The organism is Bacillus sp. SB49, from assembly GCF_000469135.2.
Lineage (GTDB): Bacteria > Bacillota > Bacilli > Bacillales > Halobacillaceae > Halobacillus.
In genome coordinates, this window is the sequence record NZ_CP048117.1 from 2,690,512 (window position 1) to 2,709,890 (window position 19,379).

Below are 19,379 nucleotides of genomic sequence, written 5' to 3' on the forward strand. Positions count from 1 at the left end.
TCCTCTATACTAAAACAGATGCCGGTCTGCGGACAAGAAGGCACTTTTCCGTAACGTAGTTACCAGACAGTAACATAGGCGGTTTATTTGGAGGAATGAATATGAAGAAATTACAACCGGAATATACATGCGCCATCGATCTCGTCATCGATATCATTGGAGGGAAATGGAAGGTGCTTCTGTTATGGAACTTGAACGAGGGTACGAAGCGTTTCAACGAACTGCAGCGATCCGTGCCGGGAATCACACGTAAGATGCTGGCACAGCAATTAAGGGAATTGGAAGAACACGGCTTGGTGGAACGCACTGTTTATGATGAGGTACCCCCGCGGGTAGAATATACAACGACAGATCTCGGCCGCGGTCTGCAGCCTGCTTTGTACGCGATGTGCCGCTGGGGTGATGAGTACGCAGAGGGCCACGGAATTCAAATGAACAGGTGTTGGACGCAAACGGATTTTATAAAGGAACAGAACTAAAAAAGGAGGCCCTGTTACGGCCTCCTTCTTTATCACGCCTCATACTTCACTCAGGTAAGAAATAAAATACTTAGGACATCCATTTCGGGGGAGTATTCTTCTCCCAGTATACCTCACCGATTTGATGGTGCTTAACAAATTGATCATCTTTCAAATGGTAATGGAAATTGAACCAGTACCCTTCGCCCGGCCGTTTATCTCTGCGGACATGGAATCTGGCTATTTCTTCTTTTGTCCGTTGGTTATATACATTAAATATCTTCTCTCCATAACCTGCTGTCGGCTCTTCTGTTATCTCCAAATATGGTACTTCTTCATCCCCGGCGTTCACCAAAAGATCTGTGACGACCTCTTCAATTTTCGGAAGAATCTCCGAAGTCATATCAGCGTCCACTTTTTCAATAATTCTTGGTCCCATCTTGATCACCGTCTGTGATTTCGCAGACTCCGTTAATTGTTGAATACGCTGCTCTGATGTCTGCGCTTCGAACGGCGGTGCGTCTAAATCAAGTTCTTCTTCGGAAAGAAGGCCGCTCTGTTCTTTAATGGACCCTTCCCCTGCGATATGTTTCTTCTCTGCAGCATCTGCATCTATATGAATGGGAGGGACATACATCCCCAATGTCATAACGGATATAAGAACAACGAATATTCTCTTCATCAACGGTTTCATTGCATTTACTCCCTTTTATGTAATCACTTATTTATAATTGTATACCATTTTCAGACAGCTTGTCCATACATGCGCTGAAATCGCTTCCAAAATACTATGCATCATTTACTATTCATGAATACAGCCAGCTTGGGAATCCATAAGATGTACCAAGATCTTAAGGAGGATGTATCCATGAACGTAACTCAAAACCAAGCCCAACAACAGGCGCAAATGCCGACGAACCATACGAGCCAGGCCCACGGAGGGCATGAGCTGTTTGACGCTCATGAAGTCATTGCTGGAATCATAACGATGCTCGACCAGTATCAAATGTACGACCAGCATATAAAGGATCAAGAGTTGAAGGATATTTTAAAGCGTCAGGAAATGTTCGTCACTCAGCTCTATAATACCATTGTGGAAAGCTTCCGCAGCGGACAGGATCCATCTGTAGACACACAGCAGTATAAAATGCAGCAGAGTAATGAAGTCGTCTATGGTATCAAGCCTGGGCAACCGAAAAAGCCGAATCAGTCTGTCAATGATCTTTCGGAGAATGGTCTTTCCGCCTATATGCTCGGCCAAACGAAAGGACTTGCAACACTCCTTTCTATGACCGCGCTTGAGATGACAAACCCCGTTCTTCGTCGTGTCATCGCAGACAGCGTTCCCAACTTCATCGAAATGAGCTATGAGATTTTTCTTTATCAGAACAAACATGGCTATTACCAAGTGCCGCAGCTGCAGCAGCAGGACATGAATCAAATGCTGCAAAGCTATACGACGGTGCAGTCCCAAAACCAAATGCACTGATCTACAGGAAAGAGATCCGGCTGCCCGGGCCTCTTTCCTCTTTCATATGTTGAAAAGAAGCATCGTATAATAGAAACAACCGCTCCCATAAAGGAGGAATTGGATGTTTTTCAGTTACATACTACTCGGCATCTCCCTATCCGCTCCCCTCGGTCCTATTAACGCCGCCCAGTTGGACAAAGGAGTTCGTTACGGTTTTCTCCATGCATGGCTTGTCGGAATCGGAGCGATGGCAGCAGATGCCCTGTTTATGCTGCTTATTTATCTTGGACTGGCCCAGTATGTCGATTTCCCTCTTGTTAAGAGCTTCCTCTGGTCGTTCGGGGCTTTCGTTCTTCTCTATACGGGAGTGGAAAGTATCCACTCCTCCGGAGGGTGGAACGAAGAGGAGCACATATCCGGCAGCTCGAAAAGGAAATCGTTTCGGACAGGCTTCCTTATGGCCCTGACAAATCCTTTGAACATTCTGTTTTGGATGGGGATTTACGGTTCCATTCTCGCCGAGGTTTCGTCCAGATATGATGACGCAGAGATACTTCTATACAGCGGCGGCATATTTCTCGGCATCATGTTATGGGACATCCTGATGGCACTCGCCGCATCCGGCGCACGCCGTCTACTCACCGGACGACTGCTTCGCGGCGTATCCATTACGTCCGGAATCATGCTGATGGGCTTCGGAGTGTATTTTGGCTTTCAAGCATACCGAATGATTTTTGGATAGACAAACACCCGCATTCTCCTCCTTCCATACGATAGGTATGTATCCCCAGGAAGGAGCGCGCTTGTTTATGCTTTACAGAAAAACAGAACTGGAGAATGCTCCGGAACGAACCACTTGGCAGTCTAAAGCCTTCACAAGCTTTTCCGAAATGATGCTCTCCAGAGAGAGCCCCTATCCATGTGTTCCCGGTATCCAAGGATTCAAAGCGGATATGCTGCGGTTCGCATTTTTATCCGATCCAAGCGGATCCGCTGCGCCGGAAACACTTGGACAAATTTTAAAGCAATACGGAACAATTTCAAGAGAAACGGGTGATTACGCTTCTCTTGTCGTTTTGTGTGAGCCTTGCCTCCATTCTTATCAAATCAAAGATTATGAGTCGTTGTTCTGGAACCTTCTAAATGAATGTCACGCTGCGGACGAAAGAGAATGGCCCGAACATATCCCACTTGATCCATCAGATCCTGCCTGGGAATTCTGTTACGACGGAGAGCCTTACTTCGCTTTCTGCGCGACTCCCGCTCACGAACGAAGGAAGAGCAGACACTTTCCTTATCTGCTTCTCGCCTTCCAGCCCCGCTTTGTATTTGAAAAAATAAACGCTTCCACTCCGCTAGGGAGAAAACTGCAGAATGTTATCAGGAAACGTCTTTCTATTTATGATGACCTCCCTATCCACCCTTCCCTTAAGTGGTACGGAGAAGAGAATAACCACGAATGGAAACAATATTTCCTGGCAGAAGAGAATACCTCGCCTTCTAAGTGCCCGTTTATGGCAATGAAACAGAAATGGAACAGTCTCCGATCATGACTTCATGATCGGAGACTGTTTTTGCTTTATATAGGTGGCAATTGCGATCACAATGAGAAACAGCAGACTTACATAAAAGCCGGTTCTTGCAATCTTTTCAAGAAGTGTACCTGTCACCGCTGACAATAGAAGCAGGAGACCGGTTGTAACCCTGATCTTGGCAAACCATGCCCGAGCCATTAATTTATAATAAGAGAGGAGGATGAATGCCCAGTTATAAAGAAGGAGCAGTCCCGCAGCCGTGGTGATATACTCGAAGATCGTCTCAGGCAGCCAGACGGCGAGAATAACCGAAGCGGCGACCACGATCACAGTAAGCAAGAATGCTGCTCCGGAAACCCTTCCCGATTTCTCTTCCTTAAACCGAGCCGGAGCATCCCCCTCCTCACTCAAAGTCATTAACATCGTAGTGACAGCATACAGCGAGGCGACCATCGTCGAAAATCCGGCAACAATCAAAAGACCGTTGAAGATATCAGGGACCAACGGAAGGGAGAACGTCTTCAAGGCCGAAAGAAAAGGACTCTCATCGGGCGATATCGCTGCCCACGAAACAATCTCCATAACAAGCCAGAACCCCAGAATATAGAGGACCGTCAACGCAAGAAGCATCCACTTACCCGACCTTAATGCGTCCTTGGGATCTTTTAATTCCTTTGCCATCAGCCCCATCACTTCTATTCCACCAAAGGCATAAAAACAAAAGATCAGAGCTGCCCATATCCCGTTGAACCCCTGCGTGAAAAATTCTTCCAGCGGAGAGGAAAGGGTTTGTCCGGCGGATTCCTCAAAGCCCCCGAAGAGAGCGACAATCGCTAAGATAAGAAACATGACGAGTGCTGCCAATTTAATCAGCCCGCATATATTCTCAAGTTTCTCAATTAATTGTGTACCGATCCACAACACACTCAGACCAAGCACCGCGAAACAGGCCGCACACAACCAAAGAGGCACATGCGGGAACCAGAACCTGGCGAATATTGCTAAGGCAGTTAATTGACTCCCCATAATAAGCATTTCGGAGCACCAGTACAGCCAACCGTTCCCAAATCCCGCCCACGTTCCAAATGCCTGTTTCGCATACGTACGGAAGGACCCTTTCTCTGGATGGTGTGCCGTCATAGAAGCAAGGGCGTGAAAAACGATATAGGTACCGATTCCGGCTGCCAGATAACAAATAAGGACCGACGGCCCGGCCAGTTCTATCGCTATGCTTGACCCTAAGAAAAATCCTGTTCCGATAATACAGCCCACGCCTATGAAGGACATCTGCCACCAAGTCAGCTTTCCATCCACGGTTTTATCCCCCTTTTTATTTCTTAGTCTTAGGGGAAATGAGAAGTTTATGTAAACGAATGGATAAAGCACGTAGGGACAAACTAAATTTAAAAATGACCAGGGGGAACGTGTTATGCTGAATCCGAACTGCTGGAATGAATTTGATCGTTTGAAGACTGTCATCGTCTGTACACCATCCTGTCTCGATATTCCCGATCAGAAAACTGCGGATTATGTGCAGTGGGAAAAGCCCGTCCAATCCGACAAAGCTAGGGCCTCTTTCGAAGGCATGGTGGATGCGATGAAGACAGAGGGTGTGGAAGTGATCAACTACTGCAATTACTTGTCTAAAGAGGACCAAAACACCCATAAACAATTAATCAACCGTTATTTCACAAGAGATCTTGCCTGCAGTTTCGGATCGATATTCATCCCTGGTGAAGCTGGCACCTCTCTAAGACGGCCGGAATACCGGCTTGCGCATCCTCTTTTTGAGAAATGGACAAGTCCTGACCAATATTCTGTTGACTGGAACGATCCTCTGCACGCGCTCGAATTTGGAGATGTTCTCCTTCTCAGCAGAGATGCCGTCTTTATCAATGTAGGATTACGCTCCAGTCACGAGAGCGCACGACTTTTGAAAGATCGACTGCTTGCAAGCGGATTCTCAGAAGTCGGTATCATTGATCTGCCCCGACAAGGAGCGGAAATGCACTTGGATATGAACTGCGCCATCATAGGTGCGACTTCCATCCTCTGCAAAAGCTACATGCGTTTCTTTCCTGTGGAAGTATGGAAGGAGGATGGTGCTTCGTATATGATGACAGGCCCCTTCCTTGAGCGTCACGGTTATTCCCCCGTGTGGACCGATGATGTAAAGCATACTGTCGCAGATATTAACTTTCTTAATTTGGATCCGGAAACCATCCTGATCAGTACGAAAGCCAACAAAAAAATTCTTAAAGAAGATGTCTTCCGAAAGAAGCGGCTGATTGAAATTGATGTTGATGAACTGGAAAAAGGCGGTGGTGGAATACGCTGCATGACGCTGCCTGTGACAAGAGAATAAAAAAAGCTGCTCCTTCAGGGGCAGCTTTCTGTTTTTTAAGCATAAAAAAACCACCAATAGTATGTATTGGTGGAGACGGTGGGAGTCGAACCCACGTCCGGAGATATCGGCACTCGGGCTTCTACGGGCGTAGTTGATATATTATCATTCACTACCTCTTCGGCCTATCAACAGGCTTCCGAGGAGCTAGCCTGATTAGTCTCTTCGTCTCTCCTCAGGCGGTGGAGAAACGCGTAGCCCACTTCAGTTTGAGACCCTTCATCCAGCACATGGGCGATGCCGGGAAGGATCAGCTATAGACTACTTACGCAGCTACAGCTAGGTTTTGTTTAGATTCGCCAGTTATTATAGGCAAATGACGGTTTACGAGACGTCGCTCGACTCGCGACCCGAGCTCGACCTATCCCCGTCGAATCCGTAACGTCCCCGTTAGGATTAAAAGGGAGTACAGTCAAGCTGTATCCAATGTCATATTGACGACAAATATTATTATAACAGAAACATTTATTTTTTCAACCCGGAGCTACCGCAGGCTGTCTTTCATGGCGCGGTCAATTTCCCGCTTCTGCTGTTTCTGCTTCAAGTCTTCCCGTTTGTCATATTTCTTCTTCCCTTTACCGAGTCCAATTAAAACCTTCGCTACCCCGTTTTTTATATAGACTTTGAGCGGTACGACCGAATACCCTTTCTGCTGGGTCTGACCAATAAGCTGGTTGATTTCTTTTCGGTGCAGAAGCAGTTTACGCGCCCGAGTCGGGTCGTGATTGAAGATGTTCCCCTGTTCATAAGGCGAAATATGCATGTTATGGAGAAACACTTCCCCTTTATTAATCCGGGCGAAGCTGTCTTTCAAATTTAGGCGTCCATTACGGATCGACTTGATCTCCGTGCCCTGAAGGACAATGCCCGCTTCAAACGTCTCTTCTATATGGTAATCATGACGTGCTTTTTTATTTTGTGCTAATGTCTTTCCGTTTCCCTTAGGCATAAGCTTTCCTCCTCTTTCGCGTACCTTCTATTGTACCAAATGTACCCGTTGTTTCCAATTCCAAACGAACGTCGCAATTATCTGATTTATTAGAATAGACTTCTTTAAACGGCATATGAGAAGATGGATGTATATATAGAAAAGGAGAACAAGCGATGGCTGATATAAGGCGCTTAACACGAAACGACTATGATGTCTTTAAGCGAATGGATACAGGAATAGAAGATGATTACGTGCTGCGTATCTTTCCACGTTTAGTGGAATCGGATAGCGAGTACTTGTACGGGATGTTTGAAGACGATGCCCTCCTTTCCATCTGCGGCATCAGTCTATATGGCAAGGGACGTTATGCGATGCTGGGGCGGCTGCGGAGTGACCGACGGCACCAAGGAAAGGGCTGCTCCACCAACCTGCTTTCCCGCGTTATTGAAGATTTTCAAATAAATGAGAATATCCGTTGGTTCGGAGGGCACACACAAATAAACAACAAAGCAGCGAGAAGAGTATTTTCCAAACTCGGTTTTCACGGTGAATCGGTTACTCATGCCGTCATTCTTAAGAAACCAGAGCACTTGAAAGGGCACACACCAGGGCCTGTCTGGGAGGAAGTCACCGATCCCTCTCATAAACGCAGCCTTCTGATGCAGTACGCTTCAAAGGTTTTCCCTTATGAATGCTACTATCCCCTTCCCTACGACGAGGTATTCTTTACAGATGCTTACATGAAAGCTTCCTCTTTCTACATAAACAAAGCAGAGGATCGTTTTATGATCATTAGAAATGATGTAAAAGGTGAAGCATATGCCCATGTGAAATACAGTTGGGATGATGCTTTTCATCAACCCGGTTTTTATGAAACCGTGCTGGAGTACTGGAAGAAGAACAGCGAAAATGATGGGTGCTGGTTTGACTTTACCGAAGCAGGCTTCCAAACCATCCCAAACACGACTGCCTTTGAATTTCAGGACCCTTGGATCCTGTACGGACAATGGAAGCGGAACCATCTTGACTTTTTAATGAAATCAACCTGTAAGTATTGACACGAGTGGGTTTAGTCTTTAAAATCCTGATGGTGAAACTTCTTCTCCAGAAAGGATAAATGATAAAATGAACTTTATTCAAGCCGTACAGCTGTTGGACGAAGGTAATGCATTACGACGTACTTCATGGACAAGTGCTGGATATATAACGAAGGACGAACAAGGAACGATAAGCTTCTTCGATCACAATGAACCGGCTATCTATCAACTCTCCACGACAGACGCTCTCGCAGACGACTGGGAGCAGGTAGAAAAAGACCGCTGGACGATCGTTTCCGTTTCTCACGATCGTGAACTGATGCAGGGCAGACTGTTCGTTTCCTACCAAATCTGCGCAGAACACAACGGCGAGGTTTTGAACAATCATTTGATCGACGAGCAGGAGCTGCCTCAATGGGCGCGCTATGTCGATGTAGACCTAAAAACCTCTTCCCGTCACCTCAACGAAAAAGACATCGAGAACGTACAGAACAAACTCAGTGCCTAAACAAAAAAGCCGTCCGCAATGGACGGCTTTTTTGTTATTTTTTCTTTTTCTTGCTTCCTTTTTTAGGAACGCCTTTATTTCTATAAAATGGTTTGTTTCCTTTTTGCTTGTTTTTCTTCTTATCTTTCTTCCGTTCCGGTCCTTTGGATTTAATCTGCTTCGGACGCTCCGGACGGGGACGCTGTTTACGGGGCTTCATACCGTCAATTTCGAAATCCACAACCCGTTCATCAAGATTTACATTCGTCACACGGATGGTGACTTCATCTCCAATACGGAAGACGTTCCCGGTCCTTTCTCCAATCATAGCGAACTGGTTTTCGTGGAAGGAATAGTAATCATCTGTTAAAGTACTAACATGAACAAGGCCCTCCACTGTATTCGGTAATTCAACGAACATACCGAAACTGGTGATGGAACTGATGACACCTTCAAACTCTTCCCCGATTTTATCCTGCATGAATTCCGCTTTTTTCAAATCATCTGTTTCCCGTTCGGCATCAACTGCCGCCCGTTCCATTTCGGACGAATGGCGGGCGATCTCCGGCATTTGATCTTTCCAATGCTTACGCGTCTTATAATCCAGCTTATCTTCTACAAGGTAAGTGCGGATCAGGCGATGCACAATTAAGTCCGGGTAACGGCGGATCGGAGATGTAAAGTGCGTATAGAAATCCGTTGCAAGACCGAAGTGTCCAAGGCTCTGCGGATCATACTTAGCCTGCTGCATGGATCTGAGCATCAGTTTTGATATGATCATGTCTTCCTGCGTCCCTTTGACTTCTTCCAACACTTTCTGCAGCGCCTGCGGGTGAACACTCTCGGCAGAGCCTTTCACGACATAGCCCAGGTTTGCTACAAATTCAAAGAACTTTTGCAGTTTCTCTTCATCCGGGTCCTGGTGAATCCGGTGAATGAAAGGGACCTCCATCCAGTGGAAGTGCTCCGCAACGGTTTCGTTGGCTGCAAGCATGAATTCTTCAATCAAACGCTCTGCCACCGACCGTTCCCGAAGCTTGACATCGACTGCTTTTCCTTCTTCGTCCACAACGACGCCGGCTTCTTTGAAATCGAAATCGATAGCTCCGCGTCCCATGCGTTTTCCGCGCAGCGTGCTGGCCAGTCTTTCCATTTCCCGGAACATCGGTACAAGGCTCTCATATTTCTTAATGAGTTCCTCATCCTCATCTTCAAGAATGCTGTTTACATCTTTATATGTCATTCGTTCATTTGTCTTGATCACACTTTGGAAAATTTCATGTTGGACTACTTCACCGCTGCTGTCGATTTCCATCTCGCAGGACAACGTCAACCTGTCCACCTGAGGATTCAGAGAGCAGATTCCATTCGATAACCGGTGAGGAATCATAGGAATAACCCGATCCACCAAATACACACTGGTCGCGCGTTCCCTCGCTTCTTTATCAATAGGAGATCCGTCTTTGACATAATAGGAAACATCTGCGATATGAACACCGAGTTTGAAATGGCCGTTATCCAGTTTCTTCACTGTAACCGCGTCATCCAAGTCCTTCGCATCCGCCCCGTCAATCGTAACGATCGTTTCATCACGAAGATCCCGACGGTTCTTAATTTCATCTTCACTGATTGTCTCCGGTGTATCCGCTGCCTGCTGCAGCACTTCTTCCGGAAAGTCCACCTTAATTCCGTGCTTATATATAATGGAAATGATATCGATACCCGGGTCATTTTTGTGACCAAGTATTTCAACAATTTCACCTTCCGCACTCATACGCCCTTCAGGGAATTTGGTGATATTGACGATGACTTTATGGCCGTCCACCGCACCATTCGTCTGTCCCTTCGGAATGAAAATATCATTAGGGATACGTTTATCATCCGCAATGACAAAACCGAAATTGCGGCTGGATTCATAGGTCCCCACCACGCGGGTTGTCGCTCTTTCAAGAATTCTGATAACCGCACCTTCCGGCCTTGTTCCATCTTCCTTCCGCTTCTCAATTCGAACAAGTACTTTGTCATTGTTCATGGAAGAATTCAAATCGGAATGATGGATGTACACATCATCTTTGTCTTCCTCATCAGGAATGAGGAATGCGAAACCTTTGGCATGCATTTGGATTCGTCCACGGATCAAATTCATCTTCTCCGGTAGACCGAAGCGGTTTTTCCTAGTACGAACGAGCTCCCCTTCCTCTTCAAGACTGTTCAGCGTCTTCATTAATTCCTTAAATGAATCAGCCCCATCAAGTTCCAATGCATCCTGCAATTCTTCGACGGATAATGGTTTGGAAATATGCTCCTGGAATAAATCTAATATCTTCTGCTTTAATTCTGAACTCAATTTGTCTTACCTCCTTTTAAATGAAGGACAAGACTCCGGTGTTTATGACCAATCCAATGATTCAAGGAATTCAAGTATATCTTCGTGAAGCTGTTCCTTTTCCTTATCCATCGTAATGACATGCCCGGAGTTTTTGTACCATTTAATATCTTTTTGATCTGCTTCCACCTGCTCATAGATGTAGTCAGCACTATCTGTGTTGATCATGTCATCCTGTGCAGCCTGGACAACGAAAGTCGGTGTGTAGATTTGGTCGACTTCATCGTGTACGCTTGTGATAAAAGCGCCAAGTTGTTTGAACATTTCAGACGATTCATCGAGCAGCTCAGCTACCTCTTTATCAATCGTTTCTTTATCTTTGCCTTCCAGTTGTTTGTACTGTCTTGCTTTGAATTCAAATCCTTGTGTGAGCTGTTTTTCGTTATCGAAGAACATCGGTGCACACATCGTAACAAGACCTTTAATCGGTTCGGAATAAGCGGTTTTCAATCCGAGCACACCGCCTAGGGAAAGACCAGCGACTGCAATCTTCTCGTAACCGGAATCCCTTAGATGGTTTAAGGAATCCTGTACATCCTTCCACCAATCCTCCGGTCTTGCATCGATCAAAGCTTCCAGTTCACGGCCGTGCCCTCTGTAAATGGGCGCATGAGCCGTATATCCGTTCTTTTGAAGGAATCGTCCCAGCATTCTCACATCGGCAGAATGCCCCGTGAATCCATGTAGTAATAATACCGCACGTTCTCCTCCTTCAAACGTAAATGGCTGAGGTTGTTTGATTTTCATATGTCATTCTCTCCTTACCTTCATCATTGTCCTAATTACGCAATTTCATTCTCTTACACAATCGTTTCTATTTTATCAAATGCAAGAAGAAGTGGCATTTCCTTTCCATGCATGCAGATCATGGAAGCAGGGGAATAAATAGAAAAACCGCGCTTAAAATAGGCGCGGTCTTATGTGCATCATTTTGTTTTACCCGAGAATATATGTCGCCAAGAAAGCGAAAACGAAGAACAGAACTCCTGTCACGATAGTTGCTCTGTGAAGGACTGCATCAATCCCTCTTGCTTTTTGCTTACCGAACAGCTGTTCCGCTCCGCCGGAAATAGCTCCGGACAGCCCGGCACTCTTTCCTGACTGCAGAAGAACCAGAATGATCAAAATAACCGTATCAATCGTCAATAAAGTAATCGCAAGTGTTTCCATAATATCCAACACCTCCCGGAAGACGTACAAATAACTAGTTTAAATGTAGCATAAACACCTTGTTCCAGCAAGATAATTATCCATTCCACTCTAAAATTTTTTGTAGGTTTTTCGCGTATTTTGACGAATTTCGTGTATAATGTTGAAAGTTATTGATTGTTTTTGATTATTTTTGGTTGCTTTATGTAAGTGCTTACTTTATTATGGTTGTAGGAATCATCGGAGAGGAGGATCGTGCATGCTCACGCCAGATCGTCACCAACTCATCCTGAAAGCAGTCAAAAACAATCACACAGCTAAGATACAACAACTGGTCGATGCTACGGGTGCTTCTGAATCAACGATCCGTCGTGACTTAGATCATTTGGAAAAGGAAGGGTTGCTGAGACGCGTCCACGGCGGTGCCTCCCTGAAGAGCTCTGCGAATACGGAACCGACGATGCGCGAGAAAGCTACCAAGTTTCACAAAGAAAAAACTCACATAGCAAAATTTGCCGCATCCCTTGTACAGGACGGCGATTGCATATTTCTTGATGCGGGTTCCACAACATTCGAAATGATTCCGTACCTTAAGCAAAACGACATCACTGTTGTAACGAACGGTCTATCCCATCTGGATGCCCTCAATGACCATCAGATAGCGACATACGTCTTAGGTGGAAGGGTCAAACACCGGACCGGCGCAGTCATAGGAGCCGGCGCTTTGGATAACTTGAAGCAGTATCGCTTTGATATCTGTTTCATGGGAGCGAACGGCGTCACCCTGGAGGACGGTTTTACGACACCGGATCCTGAAGAAGCTGTTATCAAACAAACGACGATCCGTTTTTCGCGGAAGCGTTATGTATTGATTGATCACTCGAAATTCGGGGAAGTCAGCTTCACTAAGATTTCCGATCTATCGGATGCTGAAATTGTGACAGACTATGATGGAGAAGACTTGAAAGAATATCAAAGCAAAACGAACATAAAGGTTGTGACTACATGATTTATACTTGTACATTGAATCCTTCCATTGATTACATTATGCATGTAGATGGATTCGAAGCCGGTGAATTGAACCGCGCAGAACGGACCTTCTACTACCCGGGCGGAAAAGGAATCAACGTGTCCCGCGTCATGGGCAGACTCGGTGTCGAAACAAAAGCACTCGGGTTCCTCGGCGGGTTCACGGGAGCGTTTGTAAAAGAAGCTCTTGAAGCGGAAAATGTATCCCACGACTTCATCGACACGAAGCAGAACACGCGTGTCAATGTTAAGTTGAAGAGCCAGGGTGAGTCTGAAATTAACGGTCCAGGACCTGAAATCTCAGAAATATTACAGGAAACCCTCCTTACACAAATCCGCAGTATGGATGAGAACGATACGCTTGTGCTTGCAGGAAGTGTCCCTTCCTCCCTGCCATCTGATTTCTACGTAACCGTTGTAGGTATCTGCGCAGAGAACGGAACGAAAGTAGTAGCCGATACTTCAGGAAAAGCACTCGAACAGCTGATCGGCCTTCCTTTATTCCTGCTGAAACCCAATCACCATGAACTTGGAGAGTTATTTGATGTAACGATAGACTCCAAAGAACTCGCAGCGGAGTATGGGAAGAAACTTTTGGACAAAGGTGTGGAGCACGTCATTGTATCAATGGGCGGCGAGGGCGCCGTTTATGTAGGAAAAGAGAGCGTTCGTTACGCCAATGTTCCGAAAGGTGTATTGAAGAATTCAGTAGGAGCCGGCGATTCTGTCGTATCCGGTTTTCTATCTGCCCTTCACCACGGCAAGCCGGAAGAGGAAGCATTCCGCTACGGCGTAGCTTCCGGAAGTGCTACAGCCTTCCAGGATGACCTTTGTCAGCAGGAAGACGTGGAGAAATTACTGCCAGAAATTAAATTAACTACTATTAAATAAGGAGTGTAACCATATGAAAATCACAGATCTTTTGACAAAAGACACCATTTTGTTGAACATGTCTGCCGCTTCTAAGCCGGAAGCGATCGATGAACTTGTCGGTAAGCTTGATACCGCAGGAAAATTGAATGACCGCGCTGCATTCAAACAGGCCATCGAAGCTCGGGAAGAACAAAGCACAACAGGAATCGGTGACGGAATTGCTATTCCTCACGCCAAAACAGCTGCTGTAAAAAATCCAGCGATCGCTTTTGGACGTTCCACAGAAGGATTGGATTACGAGTCACTGGACGGACAGCCGACAAACTTGTTCTTCATGATTGCGGCTTCTGAAGGTGCAAACAACGCTCACCTGGAAACGCTGTCCCGCCTTTCTTCCTTCTTGATGGACACGAATTTCCGCGAGAAGCTGGAAGCAGCAGAGACGGATGAAGACGTTCTCGCTGCTATTAACGCTAAAGAAGCGGAAGAAGAAGGCGAAGAAGAAACAGGAGACGGCGCATCCGGTAAAGTCCTTGCAGTCACTGCATGCCCAACAGGTATCGCTCACACGTACATGGCGGCTGATAAGTTGAAAGCAACAGCTAAAGACATGGGTGTCCAGATCAAAGTACAGACTAACGGGTCCAGCGGTGTAAAAAACCGTCTGACAGCAGAAGATATTGAAGAAGCAGACGCTATCATCGTAGCAGCTGATGTCAATGTGGATATGTCAGGATTCGCCGGCAAGCCGGTCATTCAAGTACCTGTTGCCAAAGCAATCCACGAAGCGAAAGAACTTATTCAGAAAGCAGTAGATAAAGACGCACCGATCTATCAAGGCGGAGGCGAGAAGCAAGACAGCGGCTCTGATGCTAAAGGACGTTCCGGATTCTACAAGCACCTGATGAACGGTGTATCCAACATGCTTCCATTTGTTGTCGGAGGCGGAATTCTGATCGCTATTTCTTTCTTCTGGGGAATTAACTCCGCAGATCCGGCCAGCGGCGAATACAACCGCTTCGCAGAAATGCTGAACATCATTGGCGGCGCAAACGCATTCTTCCTGCTCGTTCCTGTCCTTGCCGGTTTCATCGCATCCAGTATTGCTGATAAACCAGGTTTCGCCCCAGGTATGATCGGTGGTTTGATTGCCGTTACTCAAACAGTTGAAGGTGCTGGAAACGGTTCTGGTTTCTTAGGCGGATTAATCGCCGGTTTCCTAGCCGGTTATTTGACACTCCTTGTGAAGAAAATGCTTGAAGGCCTGCCAGCTGTTATGGACGGATTGAAGACGGTTCTTCTATATCCTCTTTTTGCGATTTTCCTTACAGGAATGATTATGTTACTCATCAACCCTGCTCTAACAAGTGTATACACATGGCTCTTTGATTTACTTGACAGCATGAGCGGTTCCAACCTTGCCCTTCTCGGGTTAATTGTCGGCGGTATGATGGCTGTAGATATGGGTGGTCCCGTAAACAAAGCGGCTTACACGTTCGGTATCGCAGCTCTTGAGGCTGGAAACTACACGTTCATCGCAGCAGCGATGGCAGGTGGAATGGTTCCACCACTGGCTATGGCTCTTGCCACAACGCTGTTCAAAAATAAATTTACGAAAGAAGAACGCGAAACTGGAAAAGCAGCCTATCCACTCGGCGCATTCTTCATTACCGAAGGTGCGATTCCGTTTGCAGCAGCGGACCCGGCGCGTGTTATCCCGTCCATGGTGGCAGGTAGTGCCCTCGCCGGAATGTTGACAATGTTGTTCGGCATCGATCTTCAGGCACCACACGGCGGAATTATTGTAGCTCCATTGGTGGCAGGCGGAATAACGCAAATTCTGCTTTACCTGGTGGCAATTATTGCCGGATCGATTCTTGGCGCAATTATTGTAGGATTGTTGAAAAAAGACCTAAGAAAAGCTTAAAATGATAAAGTTAGGGTATTTCCATCATTAACACTAATTCTTAGGAGGAATTATCATGGTAGAAAAAACTTTTAAAATTACATCTGCTGACGGTGTACACGCTCGTCCAGCCACTGTTCTCGTTCAGAACGCTGGTAAATACGAGTCTGATATCAACTTACATTACAAAGAGAAGGCCGTGAACCTGAAATCCATCATGGGAATCATGAGCCTTGGCATCCCTGCCGGCGCAGAAGTGAAGATTACTGCAGAAGGCAACGATGAACAAGAAGCAATCGATCATTTAGAAAAAACTATGAAGAATGAAGGCTTGGGGGAATAACAGCATGACACAGCTTCAAGGTATTGCAGCTTCCAGCGGCATCGCCATAGCGAAAGTATATCGTCTGGAAGCTCCAGACCTTTCGTTCACGAAAAACGCTATTGAACAACCAGAAGAAGAAGTAAAACGCCTGCATGAGGCTTTGAACACTTCTAAATCAGAATTGGAGAAAATCAAGGAACATACGAAGAAATCACTTGGTGACGAACATGCAGAAATCTTTTCTGCTCACCTTTTGGTCCTTAGTGATCCGGAGTTGATCCAGCCTGTAGAAGATAAAATCAAGAGTGATAATGTAAATGCTGAGTTTGCCTTATCTGAAACGGCGGATATGTTTATCAACATGTTTGAAAGCATGGATAACGAGTACATGCGCGAACGTGCTGCTGATATCCGCGACGTTACAAAACGTGTTATGGCCCACCTTCTGGGTGTGACCTTCCCGGATCCAGCATTGATCAACGAAGAAGTAGTCATCGTTGCCGATGATCTTACTCCTTCTGATACAGCTCAATTAAACAAACAGTACGTTAAAGGGTTTACTACAGACATCGGAGGACGTACATCCCACTCCGCTATCATGGCCCGCTCGCTTGAAATCCCTGCGGTCGTAGGTACGAAGAACATCACTTCCCAGGCTGATAAAGATACGATGATCATCGTTGACGGTATCAGCGGAGATGTCATCATCGATCCTTCTGAGGAGCAGATTGCAGCGTACAAACAGAAGCAGGATGATTTCGAGAAGCAGAAACAGGAATGGGCGAAGCTTAAAGATGAGCCGACCATCACTTCTGAAGGGGAGCACGTGGAGCTTGTTGCCAACATCGGTACTCCGGAAGACGTAGAAGGAGTTTTGAACAACGGCGGTGAAGGTGTCGGTCTGTATCGTACAGAATTCCTATACATGGGCAAAAGCCAGCTTCCAACAGAAGAAGAGCAATACGATGCGTATTCCTCCGTTCTGAAGCAAATGGGAGACAAACCAGTTGTTGTCCGGACGCTTGACATCGGCGGCGACAAAGAATTGGACTATTTGGAACTTCCACATGAAATGAACCCGTTCCTCGGCTATCGCGCTATCCGTCTCTGCCTTGAGCGCGACGATATTTTCCGTGTGCAGCTGAGAGCACTACTTCGTGCGAGCGTTCACGGGAACCTTAAAATCATGTTCCCAATGATTGCTACGCTGGACGAGTTCCGTCAGGCAAAAGCTCTTCTTGAAGAAGAGAAAGCCAACTTGGTGAAGGAAGGTCAGGAAGTATCGGATGACATTGAAGTCGGTATGATGGTTGAGATCCCTGCTACGGCGGTCATCGCTCGTCAGTTCGCTAAAGAAGTCGACTTCTTCAGTATCGGTACAAATGACCTTATTCAATACACGATGGCTGCTGACCGTATGAACGAACGAGTATCCTACTTGTATCAACCATACAACCCTGCCATCCTGAACCTTATCAATAACGTGATTGAAGCTGCTCACGCCGAAGGCAAATGGGCCGGCATGTGTGGAGAGATGGCGGGAGACGAAATCGCTATCCCTATCCTGCTTGGACTCGGCTTGGACGAATTCAGTATGAGCGCCACATCCATTCTTCCTGCACGTACACAAATCAAAGATCTATCCAAGAAAGAGCTTGCTTCCTTCAAGGATCAGATTCTTTCTATGGGTACTGCAGAAGAAGTCGTTGATTTCATTAAAGAAAAGACACAGAAATAAAACTGGTATAACTAATTGCTTTGTGGGACAATAAGTGTGTGCTGATGCAAGTCTCAGTACGTCGAATCTGACGAAAGAGATGTGTTTCCATGACATTGACGATTCTCTTAATCTTGTGCATCGGTATTGTACTACTGATAGCCGCTATGTTTGGTTTTGCTGTCTCTAAAGGCTATGACTATAAACACACCGTCGATCCTTTGCCCGCAGAGGATCTCCATGAAGACAAACACAAAAAAGCTGACGCCCCTTAAGCGTCAGCTTTTTTTCTTTATTAGAGACCTTCTATGATCTTTCTACCTATTACAAACCCCAAACCCTGCCATGCAACGAAAACGCTTCTAACCATGGTCTTTGTCGCTTATAATGCCCACGTCGGGTTCACTCTGTTTATTATCGATCGATAATACTCAACTTCTTACCTATCTCCGTCCGCAGCTTCGGCTTAGGAACTCTCGCCGGATACCCCATCTGCAACACAGACACGAGACGGTGAATGTGCGGATCCAATCCGATATCACGGACGAACTCCGAATCGTACAAATAAGGATTCGTCGTCCACAGAACACCCACTCCAGATTCCCAGGCGAGAAGCTGAACATTTTGGATATAGGCGCATACCGCAGCATAATCTTCATCGTATTTCCTCTTATCCGGGTCCTTCTCCATATAAATAAGGGCATGATGAGGAATGCGCAATAAGAAATCACGGATACCTTCTCTCACTTTTGTTTGACGGTCTTCTTTGTATCCCGAGAAGAAGCCCTGCCTCTCATAGCTGCGGAGCACATTGTCCGCATACATTTTCACCCCCGCCCCCTGGTACATATAAATATTCCAAGGCTCCTTCATATGGTGGGTGGGAGCCCAGGAAGCTTTTGTGAAAATTCCCTCTAATACTCCTTCGGGAACCAACTCCTGTTTATACTCATGAACGGATCTTCGCCCGAGAATCGCATCTTCCAGCTCCATAAGTCACCTCACACAATTAAAATCTTCGTTACCTGCTGGCCCATCGAGTACCCCCACTCCTTCAGGAAAAAGGGTACTTTCGTTTCCAACGTCTCATAAGCACTATATTTCGTCGGGACGCCTCGTACGTTCATTCCCTGGTTCTTCGCCATCCCTACCGCACGCTTGAGGTGGAATTGATCACTGACGAGAATATACGTGTGAATCCCTTTTTGTTCGGCTACCTCTTTTGCATTCGTCAAATTCTCTTCCGTCACCATGGAACGATCCTCATAAAGAATATGCTCTTCCGGGACCCCATGCTCCATCGCATAGGACTTACCAGTCTCCCCTTCCGAAGAAGCTGCGTTTTCACTTCTACCACCTGTCAAGACGAGGTAGTCCACTTTCCCGTCCTTATACAGTTCAATCCCCTGTTTCAGTCTTCCTTCAAAGACAGGGCTTGGTTTTCCATTCCATTGAGCGGCTCCGAGGACGATGGCTGCATCTGCTTTTTGAACAGGCTCCTCTTCTCCATAGGTCCACACAGAATATGCGGTATAAATACTGTATATAAAGACAATTAAACATACGAATTTGGCTACTCGTTTCATACATTCGTTCTCCTACTCCTGATAATCTTTTCCTATCATATCATAGAAAAAAGCCCCTCTGAATAATCAGAGAGGCTCAATTTGA

Annotated in this window: 21 protein-coding genes and 1 other RNA gene; 13 read left to right on the plus strand and 9 right to left on the minus strand. The window is 46.1% G+C overall.

Annotation, left to right across the window (positions count from 1 at the left end; all coding sequences use genetic code 11):
- Positions 1-101: 101 nt before the first annotated feature.
- On the plus strand, positions 102-479 hold the full coding sequence (locus tag M662_RS14165) for a winged helix-turn-helix transcriptional regulator (RefSeq protein WP_008634136.1): 378 nt from the start codon (positions 102-104) through the stop codon (positions 477-479).
- Between the two features lie 70 nt (positions 480-549).
- On the opposite strand, the gene M662_RS14170 is transcribed toward M662_RS14165, so the two are convergent.
- Positions 550-1,152, minus strand: coding sequence for a YpjP family protein (locus M662_RS14170; RefSeq protein WP_026578246.1), 603 nt, complete (start codon positions 1,150-1,152; stop codon positions 550-552).
- A gap of 174 nt (positions 1,153-1,326) precedes the next feature.
- On the opposite strand from M662_RS14170, the gene M662_RS14175 reads away from it, so the two are divergent.
- The 3 genes from M662_RS14175 to M662_RS14185 all read left to right on the plus strand — a co-directional run bounded on the left by M662_RS14175 (position 1,327) and on the right by M662_RS14185 (position 3,482).
- Complete coding sequence (locus M662_RS14175) at positions 1,327-1,947, plus strand: spore coat protein (RefSeq protein ID WP_026578245.1); 621 nt, start codon at positions 1,327-1,329, stop codon at positions 1,945-1,947.
- A gap of 103 nt (positions 1,948-2,050) precedes the next feature.
- Complete coding sequence (locus tag M662_RS14180) at positions 2,051-2,671, plus strand: LysE family transporter (RefSeq protein WP_008634130.1); 621 nt, start codon at positions 2,051-2,053, stop codon at positions 2,669-2,671.
- A gap of 67 nt (positions 2,672-2,738) precedes the next feature.
- Complete coding sequence (locus M662_RS14185; protein WP_008634128.1) at positions 2,739-3,482, plus strand: YqcI/YcgG family protein; 744 nt, start codon at positions 2,739-2,741, stop codon at positions 3,480-3,482.
- Here M662_RS14185 and M662_RS14190 read toward each other — a convergent pair.
- Entirely contained in the window at positions 3,477-4,778 is a 1,302-nt protein-coding gene (locus tag M662_RS14190; RefSeq protein WP_026578244.1) for an amino acid permease, read from the minus strand. The two genes, M662_RS14185 and M662_RS14190, sit on opposite strands and share 6 nt — an antisense overlap.
- A 115-nt stretch (positions 4,779-4,893) precedes the next feature.
- On the opposite strand from M662_RS14190, the gene M662_RS14195 reads away from it, so the two are divergent.
- Entirely contained in the window at positions 4,894-5,829 is a 936-nt protein-coding gene (locus tag M662_RS14195) for an arginine deiminase family protein (RefSeq protein WP_008634124.1), read from the plus strand.
- A gap of 67 nt (positions 5,830-5,896) precedes the next feature.
- On the opposite strand, the gene ssrA is transcribed toward M662_RS14195, so the two are convergent.
- Together ssrA and smpB are read right to left on the minus strand one after the other, a co-directional pair.
- Positions 5,897-6,257: a transfer-messenger RNA gene (ssrA, locus tag M662_RS14200) on the minus strand.
- Between the two features lie 95 nt (positions 6,258-6,352).
- Positions 6,353-6,817: an SsrA-binding protein SmpB gene (smpB, locus tag M662_RS14205; RefSeq protein WP_008634122.1), complete on the minus strand. Its 465-nt coding sequence runs from the start codon at positions 6,815-6,817 to the stop codon at positions 6,353-6,355.
- 155 nt (positions 6,818-6,972) lie between these two features.
- Between smpB and M662_RS14210 the strand changes: the two genes are divergently transcribed.
- Positions 6,973-7,857, plus strand: a complete 885-nt coding sequence (locus M662_RS14210; protein WP_026578243.1) for a GNAT family N-acetyltransferase — start codon at positions 6,973-6,975, stop codon at positions 7,855-7,857.
- A 67-nt stretch (positions 7,858-7,924) separates the two neighbouring features.
- Entirely contained in the window at positions 7,925-8,344 is a 420-nt protein-coding gene (locus M662_RS14215) for a Thoeris anti-defense Tad2 family protein (protein WP_026578242.1), read from the plus strand.
- A gap of 34 nt (positions 8,345-8,378) precedes the next feature.
- Here the strand turns inward: M662_RS14215 and rnr are convergent, their stop codons facing one another.
- The 3 genes from rnr to secG form a co-directional block, all read right to left on the minus strand.
- Positions 8,379-10,670, minus strand: a complete 2,292-nt coding sequence (gene rnr / locus M662_RS14220) for a ribonuclease R (RefSeq protein ID WP_008634116.1) — start codon at positions 10,668-10,670, stop codon at positions 8,379-8,381.
- Between the two features lie 42 nt (positions 10,671-10,712).
- On the minus strand, positions 10,713-11,456 hold the full coding sequence (locus M662_RS14225) for an alpha/beta hydrolase (protein WP_008634114.1): 744 nt from the start codon (positions 11,454-11,456) through the stop codon (positions 10,713-10,715).
- Positions 11,457-11,645: 189 nt separating this feature from the next.
- A complete protein-coding gene (secG, locus tag M662_RS14230; protein WP_008634112.1) occupies positions 11,646-11,879 on the minus strand; it encodes a preprotein translocase subunit SecG in 234 nt (77 codons plus the stop codon).
- 238 nt (positions 11,880-12,117) lie between these two features.
- Here secG and M662_RS14235 point away from each other — a divergent pair, with 238 nt between their 5' ends.
- The 6 genes from M662_RS14235 (at position 12,118) to ytzI (ending at position 17,983) form a co-directional block, all read left to right on the plus strand.
- A complete protein-coding gene (locus M662_RS14235) occupies positions 12,118-12,867 on the plus strand; it encodes a DeoR/GlpR family DNA-binding transcription regulator (RefSeq protein ID WP_008634110.1) in 750 nt (249 codons plus the stop codon).
- Positions 12,864-13,778, plus strand: coding sequence for a 1-phosphofructokinase (pfkB, locus tag M662_RS14240; RefSeq protein WP_008634109.1), 915 nt, complete (start codon positions 12,864-12,866; stop codon positions 13,776-13,778). Before M662_RS14235 ends, pfkB begins: the two co-directional genes overlap by 4 nt.
- Positions 13,779-13,791: 13 nt before the next feature.
- Positions 13,792-15,687 (plus strand): PTS fructose transporter subunit IIABC, encoded by a 1,896-nt coding sequence (locus tag M662_RS14245; RefSeq protein WP_008634108.1) that lies wholly within the window; start codon positions 13,792-13,794, stop codon positions 15,685-15,687.
- Positions 15,688-15,742: 55 nt separating this feature from the next.
- The gene (locus M662_RS14250) at positions 15,743-16,009 is read left to right on the plus strand and encodes a phosphocarrier protein HPr (RefSeq protein ID WP_026578241.1); all 267 of its coding nucleotides are present in this window, start codon (positions 15,743-15,745) and stop codon (positions 16,007-16,009) included.
- A 4-nt stretch (positions 16,010-16,013) separates the two neighbouring features.
- Positions 16,014-17,729: a phosphoenolpyruvate--protein phosphotransferase gene (gene ptsP, locus M662_RS14255; RefSeq protein WP_026578240.1), complete on the plus strand. Its 1,716-nt coding sequence runs from the start codon at positions 16,014-16,016 to the stop codon at positions 17,727-17,729.
- An 89-nt stretch (positions 17,730-17,818) separates the two neighbouring features.
- Positions 17,819-17,983 carry a YtzI protein gene (ytzI, locus tag M662_RS14260; protein ID WP_081694915.1) on the plus strand — a complete coding sequence of 55 codons (165 nt, stop codon included), beginning with the start codon at positions 17,819-17,821 and terminating at the stop codon, positions 17,981-17,983.
- Positions 17,984-18,122: 139 nt separating this feature from the next.
- Here the strand turns inward: ytzI and M662_RS14265 are convergent, their stop codons facing one another.
- Complete coding sequence (locus M662_RS14265; RefSeq protein ID WP_008634104.1) at positions 18,123-18,701, minus strand: nitroreductase family protein; 579 nt, start codon at positions 18,699-18,701, stop codon at positions 18,123-18,125.
- Between the two features lie 8 nt (positions 18,702-18,709).
- Positions 18,710-19,294, minus strand: coding sequence for a YdcF family protein (locus M662_RS14270; protein WP_026578239.1), 585 nt, complete (start codon positions 19,292-19,294; stop codon positions 18,710-18,712).
- Positions 19,295-19,379 lie beyond the last annotated feature (85 nt).

Coding starts and splice junctions, on each gene's coding strand:
- ptsP (WP_026578240.1), top strand. CDS start 16,014: ATGACACAGCTTCAAGGTATTGCAGCTTCCAGCGGCATCGCCATAGCG.
- M662_RS14195 (WP_008634124.1), top strand. CDS start 4,894: ATGCTGAATCCGAACTGCTGGAATGAATTTGATCGTTTGAAGACTGTC.
- M662_RS14250 (WP_026578241.1), top strand. CDS start 15,743: ATGGTAGAAAAAACTTTTAAAATTACATCTGCTGACGGTGTACACGCT.
- M662_RS14165 (WP_008634136.1), top strand. CDS start 102: ATGAAGAAATTACAACCGGAATATACATGCGCCATCGATCTCGTCATC.
- M662_RS14245 (WP_008634108.1), top strand. CDS start 13,792: ATGAAAATCACAGATCTTTTGACAAAAGACACCATTTTGTTGAACATG.
- M662_RS14215 (WP_026578242.1), top strand. CDS start 7,925: ATGAACTTTATTCAAGCCGTACAGCTGTTGGACGAAGGTAATGCATTA.
- M662_RS14270 (WP_026578239.1), bottom strand. CDS start 19,294: ATGAAACGAGTAGCCAAATTCGTATGTTTAATTGTCTTTATATACAGT.
- M662_RS14170 (WP_026578246.1), bottom strand. CDS start 1,152: ATGAAACCGTTGATGAAGAGAATATTCGTTGTTCTTATATCCGTTATG.
- M662_RS14180 (WP_008634130.1), top strand. CDS start 2,051: ATGTTTTTCAGTTACATACTACTCGGCATCTCCCTATCCGCTCCCCTC.
- M662_RS14235 (WP_008634110.1), top strand. CDS start 12,118: ATGCTCACGCCAGATCGTCACCAACTCATCCTGAAAGCAGTCAAAAAC.
- smpB (WP_008634122.1), bottom strand. CDS start 6,817: ATGCCTAAGGGAAACGGAAAGACATTAGCACAAAATAAAAAAGCACGT.
- secG (WP_008634112.1), bottom strand. CDS start 11,879: ATGGAAACACTTGCGATTACTTTATTGACGATTGATACGGTTATTTTG.
- M662_RS14265 (WP_008634104.1), bottom strand. CDS start 18,701: ATGGAGCTGGAAGATGCGATTCTCGGGCGAAGATCCGTTCATGAGTAT.
- M662_RS14175 (WP_026578245.1), top strand. CDS start 1,327: ATGAACGTAACTCAAAACCAAGCCCAACAACAGGCGCAAATGCCGACG.
- M662_RS14185 (WP_008634128.1), top strand. CDS start 2,739: ATGCTTTACAGAAAAACAGAACTGGAGAATGCTCCGGAACGAACCACT.
- pfkB (WP_008634109.1), top strand. CDS start 12,864: ATGATTTATACTTGTACATTGAATCCTTCCATTGATTACATTATGCAT.
- M662_RS14210 (WP_026578243.1), top strand. CDS start 6,973: ATGGCTGATATAAGGCGCTTAACACGAAACGACTATGATGTCTTTAAG.
- ytzI (WP_081694915.1), top strand. CDS start 17,819: ATGACATTGACGATTCTCTTAATCTTGTGCATCGGTATTGTACTACTG.
- M662_RS14225 (WP_008634114.1), bottom strand. CDS start 11,456: ATGAAAATCAAACAACCTCAGCCATTTACGTTTGAAGGAGGAGAACGT.